The sequence below is a fragment of the Vibrio sp. SALL6 genome, assembly GCF_002002385.1.
In the GTDB taxonomy this organism is placed as follows: domain Bacteria; phylum Pseudomonadota; class Gammaproteobacteria; order Enterobacterales; family Vibrionaceae; genus Vibrio; species Vibrio parahaemolyticus.
In genome coordinates this window covers 95,995-109,809 of the sequence record NZ_MQVK01000006.1, presented here as the reverse complement: position 1 = coordinate 109,809, position 13,815 = coordinate 95,995, and the positions used below count along the sequence as shown (strand labels likewise).

General features: G+C 45.2%; 16 protein-coding genes. 6 read left to right on the top strand and 10 right to left on the bottom strand.

Annotated features, from left to right (window positions below; all coding sequences use genetic code 11):
- Nucleotides 1-61 precede the first annotated feature (61 nt).
- Nucleotides 62-448, bottom strand: a complete 387-nt coding sequence (locus tag BIW15_RS02425; protein ID WP_015312742.1) for a thiol-disulfide oxidoreductase DCC family protein — start codon at nucleotides 446-448, stop codon at nucleotides 62-64.
- Between the two features lies 1 nt (nucleotide 449).
- Nucleotides 450-1,277, bottom strand: coding sequence for a DUF4344 domain-containing metallopeptidase (locus tag BIW15_RS02420; protein WP_077280495.1), 828 nt, complete (start codon nucleotides 1,275-1,277; stop codon nucleotides 450-452).
- 249 nt (nucleotides 1,278-1,526) lie between these two features.
- Here BIW15_RS02420 and BIW15_RS02415 point away from each other — a divergent pair, with 249 nt between their 5' ends.
- Together BIW15_RS02415 and gltS (BIW15_RS02405) are read left to right on the top strand one after the other, a co-directional pair.
- The gene (locus BIW15_RS02415) at nucleotides 1,527-2,165 is read left to right on the top strand and encodes a CatB-related O-acetyltransferase (protein WP_021450405.1); all 639 of its coding nucleotides are present in this window, start codon (nucleotides 1,527-1,529) and stop codon (nucleotides 2,163-2,165) included.
- A gap of 544 nt (nucleotides 2,166-2,709) precedes the next feature.
- The gene (gene gltS, locus BIW15_RS02405) at nucleotides 2,710-3,945 is read left to right on the top strand and encodes a sodium/glutamate symporter (protein ID WP_005464899.1); all 1,236 of its coding nucleotides are present in this window, start codon (nucleotides 2,710-2,712) and stop codon (nucleotides 3,943-3,945) included.
- A gap of 100 nt (nucleotides 3,946-4,045) precedes the next feature.
- On the opposite strand, the gene BIW15_RS02400 is transcribed toward gltS (BIW15_RS02405), so the two are convergent.
- Genes BIW15_RS02400 through BIW15_RS02390 form a run of 3 tightly spaced genes read right to left on the bottom strand, consistent with a single transcriptional unit; the run spans nucleotide 4,046 to nucleotide 6,101 of the window.
- Nucleotides 4,046-4,876 (bottom strand): hypothetical protein, encoded by an 831-nt coding sequence (locus BIW15_RS02400; RefSeq protein ID WP_005497655.1) that lies wholly within the window; start codon nucleotides 4,874-4,876, stop codon nucleotides 4,046-4,048.
- Nucleotides 4,876-5,733 carry an ABC transporter ATP-binding protein gene (locus tag BIW15_RS02395; protein ID WP_005497657.1) on the bottom strand — a complete coding sequence of 286 codons (858 nt, stop codon included), beginning with the start codon at nucleotides 5,731-5,733 and terminating at the stop codon, nucleotides 4,876-4,878. Before BIW15_RS02395 ends, BIW15_RS02400 begins: the two co-directional genes overlap by 1 nt.
- Nucleotides 5,730-6,101: a GntR family transcriptional regulator gene (locus BIW15_RS02390; RefSeq protein ID WP_005464887.1), complete on the bottom strand. Its 372-nt coding sequence runs from the start codon at nucleotides 6,099-6,101 to the stop codon at nucleotides 5,730-5,732. Before BIW15_RS02390 ends, BIW15_RS02395 begins: the two co-directional genes overlap by 4 nt.
- Before the next feature lie 434 nt (nucleotides 6,102-6,535).
- Here BIW15_RS02390 and gltS (BIW15_RS02385) point away from each other — a divergent pair, with 434 nt between their 5' ends.
- A complete protein-coding gene (gene gltS, locus BIW15_RS02385) occupies nucleotides 6,536-7,762 on the top strand; it encodes a sodium/glutamate symporter (RefSeq protein ID WP_005497660.1) in 1,227 nt (408 codons plus the stop codon).
- 177 nt (nucleotides 7,763-7,939) lie between these two features.
- Nucleotides 7,940-8,806, top strand: coding sequence for a hypothetical protein (locus BIW15_RS02380; protein ID WP_025501016.1), 867 nt, complete (start codon nucleotides 7,940-7,942; stop codon nucleotides 8,804-8,806).
- Nucleotides 8,807-8,933: 127 nt separating this feature from the next.
- Here the strand turns inward: BIW15_RS02380 and nagB are convergent, their stop codons facing one another.
- Nucleotides 8,934-9,734 (bottom strand): glucosamine-6-phosphate deaminase, encoded by an 801-nt coding sequence (nagB, locus tag BIW15_RS02370; protein WP_005464933.1) that lies wholly within the window; start codon nucleotides 9,732-9,734, stop codon nucleotides 8,934-8,936.
- 385 nt (nucleotides 9,735-10,119) lie between these two features.
- Here nagB and BIW15_RS02365 point away from each other — a divergent pair, with 385 nt between their 5' ends.
- On the top strand, nucleotides 10,120-10,371 hold the full coding sequence (locus BIW15_RS02365) for a DUF3081 domain-containing protein (protein ID WP_005464900.1): 252 nt from the start codon (nucleotides 10,120-10,122) through the stop codon (nucleotides 10,369-10,371).
- A 151-nt stretch (nucleotides 10,372-10,522) separates the two neighbouring features.
- Here the strand turns inward: BIW15_RS02365 and BIW15_RS02360 are convergent, their stop codons facing one another.
- The gene (locus BIW15_RS02360; RefSeq protein WP_005464927.1) at nucleotides 10,523-10,876 is read right to left on the bottom strand and encodes a DUF413 domain-containing protein; all 354 of its coding nucleotides are present in this window, start codon (nucleotides 10,874-10,876) and stop codon (nucleotides 10,523-10,525) included.
- A gap of 148 nt (nucleotides 10,877-11,024) precedes the next feature.
- On the opposite strand from BIW15_RS02360, the gene BIW15_RS02355 reads away from it, so the two are divergent.
- Complete coding sequence (locus BIW15_RS02355) at nucleotides 11,025-11,924, top strand: LysR family transcriptional regulator (RefSeq protein WP_005464903.1); 900 nt, start codon at nucleotides 11,025-11,027, stop codon at nucleotides 11,922-11,924.
- Nucleotides 11,925-12,043: 119 nt separating this feature from the next.
- Here the strand turns inward: BIW15_RS02355 and BIW15_RS02350 are convergent, their stop codons facing one another.
- The 3 genes from BIW15_RS02350 to BIW15_RS02340 all read right to left on the bottom strand — a co-directional run bounded on the left by BIW15_RS02350 (nucleotide 12,044) and on the right by BIW15_RS02340 (nucleotide 13,758).
- Nucleotides 12,044-12,739, bottom strand: a complete 696-nt coding sequence (locus BIW15_RS02350; RefSeq protein WP_077280494.1) for a pirin family protein — start codon at nucleotides 12,737-12,739, stop codon at nucleotides 12,044-12,046.
- A gap of 21 nt (nucleotides 12,740-12,760) precedes the next feature.
- Nucleotides 12,761-13,204, bottom strand: coding sequence for a DoxX family protein (locus tag BIW15_RS02345; protein WP_005464911.1), 444 nt, complete (start codon nucleotides 13,202-13,204; stop codon nucleotides 12,761-12,763).
- 350 nt (nucleotides 13,205-13,554) lie between these two features.
- Entirely contained in the window at nucleotides 13,555-13,758 is a 204-nt protein-coding gene (locus BIW15_RS02340; protein WP_005464930.1) for a hypothetical protein, read from the bottom strand.
- Between the last annotated feature and the right edge of the window lie 57 nt (nucleotides 13,759-13,815).

The window sequence follows — 13,815 nt, the reverse complement described above, 5'->3', positions numbered from 1 at the left end:
AGAAGTACTGGAAATGCACGATTTATCGCGAGCGTATTAACATTTTCAAGCGTGATCACAATTACCGAGAGCAGCGGCCAGAATTACAACGAGAAGTGCCCGTTAACCAATATGAGATGCGATACCTATTTTGGGCGAAGCGCAGATAAAGCCAGTCCGCAACAGGTCTAATGAGTGGCCAGCGCAGTGGTGCATACAACCAACCTCGTCCAACAAGCTGCCAAGCTCTGTAGGTCACATCCAGCCCGAGGAGTAAATTCCCGTGGTTGTCCAAGGCATGCAGAATGGTGTTGGCACGATCAGGGTCGATTTGCGGGTAGGCCGAAAAAGCGTCGCTGTAAATATCAACGGTGTTTATCTCTTGCTTATGATCGTGTTGGCGTAATGCCTTCATCTCTTTGGCGCACAGTGGGCAAGTGCCGTCGTAGAAAATAGTCAGTTTAGTCATATCAATTCGTCATTGCATTGGGGCTGCTTGATGGTTTCTCGCTGTTTTTACGTGGCGATGCTTCTTTGGGTTCATTGTGCTGCAGGTAGTGCTGCCAGTTAGTGCGAATGTTTTCGTAATTGTATTGGCAGAAGTCTTTGCGATCTCGAAGGTAGTCTTTTTCTACTTCGTCGAGTAACGATTTGTACTGTTCAGGATCGCTGCCATACACCAAGCACAAAGTGGAGAAGTAACGCTGTAGGTCAAAACTGTGTTCGTCAATGTACTCGCCGAAATCGTAATAGTCGGGTCTGTCATCGGACTCAAACGCAAACATGTCGGCGGCACTGATGGCCATATCGGCGCCATCGTCTAAATAGTCGATCAGTAAAATAGTGGCGAAATTGTCAACGGCATCTTCTTCTTTCCCCAACACAGGGATGCTTTGATCCTCGATGTACGCATGCCCAGCTTCATGCAGCAAAGTGTGTAATAAGGTATCTAATGCACCAGTCTTTGGCGATTTTCCGTAGCGATCTTCATATTGGTTGTTGGAGAAGTAATTGAGCGACTCCAAGTAAAACGTATAAGGAATATGGATGGTGTGCGTGTCGGGATCGTACATAGGGCCATCTTCGCCGCCATAAATCAGAGTGAGCGGTTTACGAAAAGGGAAGTAGGCTTGAGAAAGTCGAACAAAAATCGGGTTCACATCGCTGCTTTGAATGGATTGCTCGGCAAGTTTGTCATGGGTTGTTTCTGCGGGCATGTACTCGATACGAATATTGTTCGCCGCGTTGGCAGAAGCGGCACAGAGTAATAGCGCAGGGAGAAGCGATAGAATTTTCATGTTGAGCTCTTGTTATTTGAATGGCTTGCATAAAAATTATACATGTTTTTGGCGAATGAATAATCGGGATTGGCGTTTGTCACTCTGCGCCAATTCGTTTTATAGTTCGCCTAAAGGAGATCACTATGCCTAATCCACTGTTGTTACAACCCCGAATCCAATAGGCGTTGTTGACTGAGAACGCAGCAACAACGCCACGAGAAATCGTTCCGTGGCAAAATTTTACTCTCTATTGAAGAGGCAAATGCCATGACTAAACATTGGTCTAAAGTTCAGTATCTGCACCAAGTGGTGCAAAACGCCAACATCCATATTAAAGGTACTCACAGTTATTACAGCGATTGCTGGGATAATGGTTTTGAGCAATCCGTCGTTCGTTATCTGCTGGGGGATGAAATCAGCAAGCAGTGGCAACCCCGTTGGGAAGTCGACCAACTCTATATTGGTGATTATGTTTGTATCGCCGCAGAAGCGGTGATTTTAATGGGTGGCAACCACAATCATCGAACCGATTGGTTCTGCTTGTATCCGTTTCTTGATGATGTCGAACGTTCCTATCAAAGCCGGGGCGACACGATTATCGGAGATGCTGTTTGGATTGGAATGCGCGCGATGATCATGCCAGGTGTTACGATTGGAGAGGGCGCGGTGATTGCCGCAAACAGTGTCGTGACGAAAAACGTGCCGCCGTACACCGTGGTAGCGGGCGCTCCTGCTAAGCCGATCAAAACTCGTTTTGACTCAGAGACGATAGATAAGTTATTGGCTCTTAAGATGTATTCTTGGGATGAGGCTAAGTTTAACGCGCTTCGCTCTTTTATCTGTGGAAATGATATTGAGCAGTTAATCATTGCGGAAAGTAACTATAAAGATGGCGAATGTCACTGAAATGAGGAAAATTATCAGCGATATGTTATAATCTCGCTCCGTTGTGACGAAAACTATTGTTGCAGCTTGTGCGTTTCCTTGGCATCGATTCGTTTAAATCACCATGAGTCAGAGTTGAAAAACTACGATAGGAACAAGCAAACTCAATTGTTTGAACGCGATCTCGGCGTTTTGACGGTTACAGCGGGAAGGAACTTTGTTCGATAGTAATCGACGCATTCTGTTTAAGTAAGGGAGCCCATTGCGCGGTTCAGAAAGTGTCACTAGAACTTACTCACAACATTATACCCGGCGCATTGACCACGCGTTTTTGGTTGAGGCAAAGGGCATTTGAAGGAGCTGTAAAGGCTCCTTTCACATTTAAGGGCGGCAAACAGCAAACCATTGGCACAATGCTTAACAAGCGCCCTTAAACTAGCCTAAGGCGCATGACACCATCTAATGAGTATTTTCGGAAATAAAGCGAGAAAATTTGCTATTGAATGAAGGTTAAACTAACACTCAATCATTACGGAGGATGAAGAGAACAATAATAAGAGGCGATATGAATCATTTAATATCTGTAGGTGCACTGGAATCCTTCTTGGTTGCGATCAGTGTGCTTTTCTTGGGGCATTTTATTAATGCTAAGTTACCGATTTTAAAGAAGTTCAATATACCTGAGCCGATTGTAGGTGGCCTTATCGTAGCCTGCATCATTACTGCTCTTCATTTTAACGGTGTCGACTTAGAGTTTGATCTACCGTTACAAAACACCTTTATGCTGATGTTCTTTGCCACGGTTGGTTTAGCGGCAAACTACACTCAGTTGATGAAAGGAGGCGCGAAGGTTTTTATCTTCTTAGCGGTCGCGTCTTTCTATATCATCATTCAAAACGGTGTCGGCGTGTCACTTGCGGCGGCATTGGGTTTAGACCCATTAATGGGGTTAATCGCGGGTTCGATTACTCTGTCTGGTGGTCACGGCACGGGGGCGGCGTGGTCACAAACTTTCCAAGACGTGTACGGATTAAATAACGTTCTGGAAATCGCGATGGCATCGGCCACTTTTGGTTTGATCATCGGCGGTATCATTGGTAGCCCAGTGGCTCAACGCCTAGTGGAAAAACATGGTATCGAATCTGAGTACGGTCGTGGTGGTAGAGATGCCAAAACCCACGAGAAGTTCCCAGAGCTGGTGACGTACAACGAGTACGAAGAAGACAAAGTAACGGCGAAAAAGGTCGTGGAAAAACTCTTCTTCTTACTGATTTGTGTGACGGGTGCGAAGTACGTTGAACAGTGGGTGAGTACCTACGAAATTTCTTGGTTGATGATTCCTGATTTCGTTTATGCACTCTTCATTGGTGTGATTATTACGAACTTCTTAGAGGTGACTAAGATTCGTAAGCTGGACGCTGAAACCGTCGATATGCTCGGTACGGTGTCGCTGTCTCTGTTCTTGGCAATGGCTCTCATGAGCTTGAAGCTGTGGAACATCTTTGATTTGGCGATCCCATTCTTAGTGATTCTGGCGATTCAGTCGGTGATTTTGGCCATCTTCACCTATTACGTGACCTTTAAGGTAATGGGCAGCAACTACGATGCGGCGGTTATCTCGGGTGGTCACTGTGGTTTTGGTTTGGGTGCGACGCCAACAGCGGTGATGAACATGGGTTCTATCGTTAACCGTTTTGGTCCTTCACCTCAGGCATTTATGGTGGTACCAATTGTTGGCGCATTCTTTATCGACATCGTCAACTTAATCATCTTGCAAGGTTACATTTCTTTCCTTGGCTAGACGATTGGATAGATGAGCCCCTAAGGGTAAAAAATAAAAACGGTCACAACGCAGGTTGTGACCGTTTTTTTTATGTCTCGATTTTTGTTCGAGCCGTTGTTTATTGAATGGTTCGGCTGAACTTCAAACTTGCCGTCCACGCCAGTATCCCAATAAAGGCGTAGATGCCGACGTTGGCCCAACCCGCTTCAGGAATCGCACTGAATGGGTTAGAGGCGATGATCGCATGCAGAGGCAAATAGAGCACGGCTGAGAAGAACTGATCCAACCCGTAGTAACCAAACATCGCAATTGGCATCCAACGTAGCGCATAAATCGCGATGAAGAGAATCACCAACGGCGAGTTTACCTTCTGCGAAATTGCCATTGCGCAAAGTGCTAGTGGCAGCATCAACACGCCTGCGAGCGCCATTCTTGCTAAGAACTCCACCCAGTGCAGCAGCACGTAACCAAGCGAAGTTTGACGATAGAGCAAAGCCAGTTGTTGGTCGGTCGAAATATTGAGTAACCACAGCATAAAATCAGCCGCCAAAACGAGGCCAGAACACACCAGCGGGATCACCAACAAACCAAACGTCAGTTTCACGAGGTGCGTTTTTAGATCGCTAACTGGCATACTGCGCCAAAACATAATGCTGCCTTCGGCACGCTCTTTACGCAGCGTTCTAGGGAAGTACTGAATGGCAAGCAACATAGACAGCAAACCAGCGCCACCTGTGATCAGCATGTTGACGTCATCCCCAAGTTCTTTGTGAATATCACTCACATCGCCACCGAGGCTCATTTCGAAAAACATATTGTGTTGCAACGTGGTGTTACTCATCAAACTAATAAAAAGCAACGCTCCACACGCCAACATAAACAAAGGTAAGCGCAATACTAGTGGGTTTTCTAACCACTCTTTACGCAACATTGCGACGACAGAGCGCATTATGCTGCCTCCTTTTGTAACGCTAAAAACAGATCCGCCAGTTTTACACCATGCACATCGCCAAGCCCTGCCGCTTGATCAGCGTATTGTGAAGACAATAGCCATTTCGTTGTGCCCAATCCTTTTTGAGAAGAGAGTGGGTGCATCGCTTCAATTTGCGCACGGTGTTCGTCATTGGCATCGAGAATAAAGTAGTCTTCACTGATGCTGTCCATTGAGGTTTGCAGCACCGGGCGACCGTGTTTAAGAATCAACACATCGGTTAACAGATGCTCGATCTCGGAAACTTCATGGCTGGTGATGATAAGAACGCGTTCACCATCGTGAAACCATTCCAGTAAATGACGGTAGAAGGTGTCGCGGTAAACCAAATCCAAACCAAGAGTTGGTTCATCCAAAATCAGGATTTGTGTATTGGTTGCGATAACAATGGCAAGGTGCAATTGCACTTTCATCCCTTTCGAAAGGGCTCTGATTTTCGCACGTGGTTTGATGTCGGTTTGACGAAGCAGCGCATCCGCTTTGCTGCGATTGAAACCCGGGTGAACCCCTTCGGTATAACTCAGAAGCTGAGAGACCGTCATCCAATCTGGCAAAACATTCACATCCGAGATGTACGACAAATTCTGCATGATCTTGTCACGCTGCATCATGGGCTCGAAGCCATTGATACGAATAGTCCCTTCGTAGTCGTGGGCGCCGAGTAGGGCGTTAATAAGCGTCGACTTACCCGCGCCATTGTGGCCGAGTAAACCAAGCACTTGACCAGCATGTAAGTCAAAACTCACATCATGAAGCGCCTCTCCTTGTTGGCGGTACTGCTTGGAGACGTTTTTTACACTGACTAATGCGCTCATTGGTCACCTTTCATATGGGGGTTGAGTTGCTGGACAAGTTCATCAACTGACATGTCCAGACGTTGTAATGTATCGGCTATTTGAGGAATTTGCTGTTCAAGAAAGCGAGCCTTTTCCGCAGAGCGCAATTGTTGAATTGCCCCTTGTGCGACAAACATGCCTTGGCCACGTTTTTTCTCCACCAGTCCTTCATCAACAAGTAACTGATAGCCTTTCATGACGGTAAGGTGGTTAATTTTCATATCGGCAGAGATGCTGCGGACAGAGGGTAAAGCCTCGCCTTCTTTCCAGACGCCCTGCAATATTTGTTGGGTGATCTGATCAGCCAACTGGCGAAAAATCGGTTGGCGATCATGCCAATGCGTCATGATAAACATCCTATGGCTGAATTGGTGTTATATATATGTATAACACTGGGTTTGAGAAATAGAAAGAATTAATCTTTTTGCCATCACACAACAGCGTGTTTATGGAGTCCGTTTTCGACACGTTGCACTGAATATTTGCACGCAATCGGATGCGTTTTTTCTATTTCAAATTGATATAAAAACAACCACTTCTCATAAGTTGAGAATCCGCAATTAGAGGTACTTCAGAGCGTGAGAAACTTACGACAAAATTCGCATTTATCACTGAGTGAGAATTTATTGAATATTAAAATTAAAACATTCTTATTTAGTGAGAATTAGAGTGGAATTCACCCTAGAAAAATAAGGACTCAATAGGCAACCTGATTGGATTCGTTACCTATCTCTCGTTGAAGCATTACTCAGCGGATGAGAAAAAGGAAAAAAGAGGTTTTATGAATCATGTTATTTCAATCGGCCCACAGGAGTCGTTTCTCGTCGCTATTTGTGTGTTGTTCCTAGGGCAATTTATCAACACCAAACTTCCAATTTTAAAAAAATTTAATATCCCAGAACCGATTGTTGGTGGGTTAGTCATCGCCTGTGTGATTACCGCAATGCACTTTAATGGCGTTGATTTATCCTTCGATTTACCACTGCAAAACACCTTTATGTTGATGTTTTTTGCCACCGTTGGATTAGCGGCAAACTACACCCAGCTGATCAAAGGTGGTGCGAAGGTGTTTATTTTTCTCGCGGTGGCATCAGCGTACATTCTTATTCAAAACGCCGTTGGTGTGTCTTTGGCGACCGCATTGGGCTTAGATCCGCTAATGGGCTTAATTGCGGGTTCCATTACGCTTTCTGGTGGTCACGGAACAGGCGCAGCTTGGTCGCAGACTTTCCAAGATATGTACGGGCTACATAACGTACTTGAGGTTGCGATGGCATCTGCGACGTTTGGCTTGGTGATTGGCGGCATCATCGGCAGTCCAGTGGCACAGCGTTTGATAGACAAAAACAACCTAGAGTCGGAATACGGCCGTACAAATCAAAGTCACCAACGTTTTCCTGAACTCGTGACTTATAACGAGCACGAAGAAGACCGAGTTACTGCAAAGAAAGTGGTCGAAAGCTTGTCGATTATTTTGTTGTGTGTGACAGGGGCGGGTTATCTAGAAAACTGGGTGAGCAGCTTTGGCATCAAATGGTTGATGATTCCAGACTTTGTTTACGCGTTGTTTATTGGTGTGGTGATCACCAACATCATGGAAGTGACGAAAGTTCGCAAAGTCGACTTAGAAACCGTGGATATTCTCGGTACGGTTTCATTGTCGCTGTTCCTAGCAATGGCGCTAATGAGCCTAAAACTGTGGAACATTTTTGACCTAGCCATTCCGTTCTTGATCATCCTTGCCGTGCAGTCGGCAATTCTCGCGGTGTTCGCTTACTACGTGACATTCCGCGTCATGGGCAGCAACTACGACGCGGCGGTAATTTCTAGTGGACACTGTGGTTTTGGTTTGGGGGCGACCCCAACAGCCGTGATGAACATGGGGTCTATCGTGAACCGTTTCGGCCCGTCACCACAGGCGTTTATGGTAGTGCCGATTGTCGGTGCATTCTTCATCGACATCGTTAACTTAGTGATTTTGCAAGGCTGCATCGCCTTTATCAAATAATCGGCGAAAGGCGTAACCACGCCAATTTTAGAATCATTTAAAGCCAAAGCCAGTCGTAAAAGACTGGCTTTTTTGTTTCTTGGTATGAATCTTTCTCATTCTTGCTTCAAGCAATGAAATCAATGCGTTAATATCATTCACAGGATGTTATTTTCCCAGCAGCAGGAGGCTCCACACATGTCAGAAAAAATATCGACATCAGCATTAGCGAAAATGCGCAATATTGACGCCAAGCTGCTGTTTTCAGATCTCAAACGTGCCGGTTACATCACTCGCCAAGGGGAAAAATGGATCCTGACGGAAGAGGGCGCTAAGTTCGGCGGTGAATATGTTGACCACCCCAAGTTTGGGCAGTTTATTGTCTGGCCTACGAACTTGCATATTGAGCTGAATCCTACCTCTGGGAAAACACTGAGTGCCACACAACTTGGCGATAAACTTCGCCTTAATGCCAAGCGAATCAACCAATTGTTGAGTGAGCTAGGCTGGATAAGTAAATCGGAAGACGGATGGCAAGTCACCGAAGCGGGCATTCGAGCAGGTGGTCAACAGCGTGCAGACAAAGAATCACAAAACACCTTTGTGGTTTGGCACGATGTCGTTTTGCGCAACAAGCGCTTGAAGCAATCTGTAGTGGAGTTTTTGGGGCAAGATGCGGAGTCGCACTCCACCGACAAATCCTACTCCAGTTTTCGTCAAAAATTCGAAGCCAAACACCGGACTTTGGATGGGCACTATGTTCGTTCAAAAGGGGAGTTACTAATTGATAACTGGTTGTATTTGGCTGGAATTGTCCATGCTTACGAGCGACAAGTCCCGATAGAACAAGAAGTGATGAGCGATTTTTATCTTCCTGCTGGCAAGCTGTACCTTCAGTTTTGGGGAAGTGATAGCGGAGAGACGCCAGAAAAAGAGCGAGAAGCCATTCGTGCGGTGTATCAGCAACACAACTTCAATTTGATCGAAGTAGAGCCAAGTGAACTAGACAAGCTGGATGAAGTATTGCCAAAACGTCTGCGCCAATTTGGCATCCAAGCGTACTGAGGTTCTTCTCAAATGAATGAAGATGCTTGCGATGTGATGGTATTTGTCATGCCCAGAAACGAAAAAACCCGTGATGATTCACGGGTTTTGTGTTTTTAGCGGTTATCTTGGCTTATTGCCCGAATGATTAGAAACCTTTGATGTTTTCCGCTTCTAGCTCAGAGAAGTACTTAACTGTCTTCACTTTAAGCTCTTGTTGTGAAGGCTCGTCACATACGATCACTGCTTTAGGGTGCAGCTGAAGAGCAGAAACTGTCCATAGGTGGTTTACACAACCTTCAACAGCCGCTTCTAGTGCAAGTGCTTTGTTGTGACCAGTCACTAGGATCATCACTTCTTCTGCGTCTAGTAGTGTGCCTACACCGATAGTCAGTGCGTATTTAGGAACTTGGTTGATGTCACCATCAAAGAAGCGAGAGTTCGCGATACGAGTATCTTCAGTTAGTGTCTTGATGCGAGTGCGAGAAGACAGAGAAGACGCTGGCTCGTTGAATGCGATGTGACCGTCGTTACCTACGCCGCCCATGAATAGGTTGATTTTGCCGTAAGACTTGATTTTGTCTTCGTAGCGTTTGCATTCTGCTTCGTGGTTGTCAGTGTTGCCGTTCAACAGGTTGATATTTTCTTCTTGAATATCAATGTGGTTGAAGAAGTTGTTGTACATGAATGAACGGTATGACTCTGGGTGATCCGCAGGGATACCGATGTATTCATCCATGTTGAAAGTGACAACGTGTTTGAAACTTACTTCACCAGCTTGGTAAAGCTCGATCAGTGCTTTGTAAGTTGCTAGAGGAGTGCCACCAGTTGGTAGACCCAGAACGAATGGACGCTCAGCAGTAGGTTTGAAATCGTTGATACGCTTAGCGATGTGCGCAGCTGCCCACTTACCTACTTGTGCTGCTCGAGTTAACGGGATAAGTCTCATTTTGTGCCCCTAGTTATTGGAATTTAAGATGTACTGAAACATTAATTCGCATTATAAAATAAGTAATGGCGAACTGCTATTGTTTTAGGTCAAAAATTTGCTTTTTCTTTAACCAATGTTGCCTTTTGCAACCAGTTTTACGTTTGCTTTACGCTAAATTGTTAACTTGTGAGCGTTTTTTGGTCACTTGAGTTCATTGATAGATGCGTAAAATTTATGGCTTGAATTAAGTTATAAAGTAAACATCAAGCGTCGATGTTCTGGGTTTATTGGATGGTAAGTGGCGGAAAAAATTCAAATATTTTGATCTCACTCAACCTCGTACATGGCAGGTAAATCATTCCTTAACCATAATTACAGCGTGTGAACAGGTAGGGATATCACTATGAAAAACGAATTGGATCCAAGCAAAGTGCTACAAGCGTACGAAAACGTCATGAACAACGGCTCGCCAACGGAGTTCGGTAAGATCTATGAAGGTGTGGAGGCGTTCTCGGATTACGATGGTTACAACGTCTTTTTAAGAGGCAACGGCGTGGAGCTGAAAGTGGGTTTCCACAACACGTATCACCTAGAGTACGAGCAGGAGCACTTAAAAGAAACGTTTTTGAAAAAGATTGCGATGCTGGCGAAATAGGTCGACATTTCCCATGCACCAAAATCGCAGATATTAAAAAAGCCCTCGGGAGAACGCGCCCTTGGGCTTTAGGAGAAGAAATGGGTCAGAAGCGTTCACTCACACCGAATGATGAACGTTTGTTGAACATCTGACGTTTGGTTATTTCTTATTAATCGTCTTCAGCCAAACTCTCTTCTGCATAGTCGTCAGCCGCATCTGGTTTGTTGCGACCGTTTAGCGTATGGAAGCGCTTACGACCACGAGCCAGTTGGGTGTATTTTAACCAAGTGCGCTCGATTTTAGTTTTCGCTTTGCCTGGGTTTTCTAGCACCTTGACGAAGTGTTTCTCTTCGCTATTCTCAGGTGTTAACTCGCCTGACTCTAAGCCAAGCATAGTATCCCCATAAATTGTTAGGATTTCCTCTTCCGAAAGAGTAAAATCGCCAGACTTTGCAAAGCCGCGTGGGAATTTTACGTTGTCGTAAAAACGTTTTTTGCCATGACGGAATTCAGTGTCAGACATGTCAACAGCCTCTGTAACCGTTATTGATGAATGTAGTGAACTACGGCGAAAATTAGGCGCAAAGCTAACAAAAGAAAAACAAAACTTTTTTGTCGTCAAGATTTTAATTAATTGTTAATCTGGTTTGATATTAACCAGGAGTTGGTTTATGGATGTTAAGGTCTTTAGAACATTTTTAGAGCTGGCAAAGGTTCGTCACTTCGGACGCGCAGCTGAGAACCTGTATATTACGCAAGCAGCGGTCAGTGCCCGCATCAAACAATTGGAAAGTTACTTCGATACGCAATTGTTTATTCGTGATCGAAATAACATAAAGCTGACCTCAGCAGGGGAACGCTTAATCAGTTATGCCGAAGTTATGGTCACCACATTGCAGCAAGCAAAACTGGAATTATCACTTGAAGATGGAAAAGCATTACAGCTCACCATGGGTGGTACGCCGAACATTTGGGATGCGTATTTGCAAAACTGTTTGAGTATTGTGACGGATTCTTTCGGCGGTTACGGCTTTATGGCCGAGGTGATGGGCCGTGAAATGCTAAGCCGTAGCTTATTAGAGCGCACGTTAGATATGGCATTTGCGTTTGACCAAATCAAAGCTGATGAGCTTAATTGTAAAAAAGTCGCGGATGTTGTCCTTGTGTTGGTTTCTACCGAGCAAGATTCATTAGATACGGTGTTTGAGCACAAATATGTGTATGTGGATTGGGGAACACGCTTCGCTTCTGAGCACTCTGAGCGTCACCCTAAAATTCCGGCTCCGTACCTGCGTACATCGACTGCGCGTATTGCTTTGGACTTCATTTTAGAGAAAGGCGGCGCGGCGTATCTGCCGGTGTCTCTCGTAGAGCCGTTTATTGCGAATGGGCAGCTCTACAAGGTGTCTGGAGTGGAAGATTGGTACCGACCTATCTACTTAAGCTATCGCAAAGCCAGCACGTCTGTAGAAGCAATTAAACAGGTCGAAGAGATTGTGAAAGAAATCGATCCTCTCACGGCTTACAGCTTGCAACAGATTGGGTCTGCATCATCGGACGCAAACCATTAACGCTTGGCGTCAATGAAAACGGAAAAATGAAAAGCCCCCTTGGCGTTTGCCTTGGGGGCTTTCTTTTTAAGCGAGATTTATCACCGGATAGCGATAGTTCGATATCTATGAACCGATAGTTACGGCAAGTCAAAGATTAGCGCAGTAACTGATTGATTGGTCAGGTTACGAAATGTCACCTTGCTCTGTGCTTCGATTTTAGCGCCATCACCGCCCGTTAGCAGGGTGTTGTCGATATGCAGCTCTCCGGATACTTGATGAACGTAAACATTTCTTCCAGAGTGGATGTCGAAGGCGAGTTCGCGATTCGGCTCCAAAATCAATTGATACAAATACGCATCTTGTTTGATGTGCAGTGTGCCACTCTCTCCCGTTGGGGTTGCAATGGTGGTTAACCCTGCATTACGTCCAAAATCTTTTTGCTGGTAGCCCGGTTTATTCCCAAAGGTGTTAGGTTGAATCCAAATTTGCAAAAAGCGTAAAGGGTCTGTTTCTGATGCGTTGTATTCGCTGTGGTAAATGCCTTTACCTGCCGACATCAGCTGAAACTCTCCCGCAGGTAACGTTTGTACATTGCCTTCACTGTCTTTGTGCGCAATAACACCTTCTAGCACATAACTGATGATCTCCATGTCGCTGTGACCATGAGTATCAAAGCCTGCGTTGGGTTGAACTAAGTCATCGTTGATGACTCGCAGTTCAGAAAAGCCCATATGTTTTGGATCGTAGTAGCTACCAAAAGAAAACGTATGTTTGCTGTCTAGCCAGCCAAAGTTTGCTCGACCTCGGTCTTCGGCGTGTCGTATGGTGATCATCAGTGCCTCCAGTGTCCGTGGTTAGGAGAATTTTTTGTTTAGGAAATTATCTAACGCCGCTTTACCTGCGCCAGAAAAGGCCAATGAAACACTTGCTGCTAGCAGAGCTAGGCCAAATTCGTAGCCGTTGTTTGCCATAAATAAGCCGTTTTCGAAGTGCACTGAGAAAATCGCCACAACCATAGTGAATGAGAGTGCGACTGCCGCAGGGCGTGTCAGCAAACCAAGTAGAATAAACAAGCCGCCGAAAAATTCTGCGCTACCAGCAAGAAATGCCATCAATACGCCAGGGCCAAGTCCAATTGATGCCATCCATTGTCCTGTGCCTTCCAAGCCGTAGCCGCCAAACCAACCAAACAGTTTCTGAGCGCCGTGCGCCATAAAGATGATGCCGATAGGGATACGTAGTGCCAGTGCGCTGTAACCTGATTGTGATGTCGTGATTTTGTGTAAAAGTGCTTTCATGGTGCTGTCCTCGATATGTTTGTTTCAGTGGGAGTGTGTCTGCTCCTGAGCTGTTGAGAACAGTTTAGGCGTGGTTGATGAGGTTATTAATTGGCTTTATTTGACCTTCTCGTTCAATAAATTCGAATTAGTATATTTTAACGTTTTTGCTCAGACGCTTATCTGTAATTTATTGGGAGTAAGATTGGCTAATTTAGCGGTTTTAACGACAACTAAGTCGTAAATTTCGATGGATTTGGTCTGTGAGAGAAAAGATATTGTTGATCAAAACGCACAAAAAAAAGAGCACAGGGGGCTGTGCTCATTGCTTTCACGATTACAAGGGAGAAAGGTGTGTCCAAAGTAGAAGATCAAAGGTTCATCAAACTTTCTAACGACTCCTCGACATTGTTGTAGTGATAGGTCCGAATATTCACGCCATCTGTGGCATTGATTTGAATTTCTGAAATTTCGTTACCTGAGTCACGTTCGATGATCCCAATGGAGTGATCAACGGATTTACTGGTAATAACCTTTTGGTTTCTTAGTACAATTACGCAAGTATGTAAGTCCATGCCAATTCCCTTTAGCCGACGTTGTTGTGATGTTCTGGATTTAACTTTAGTGTACAA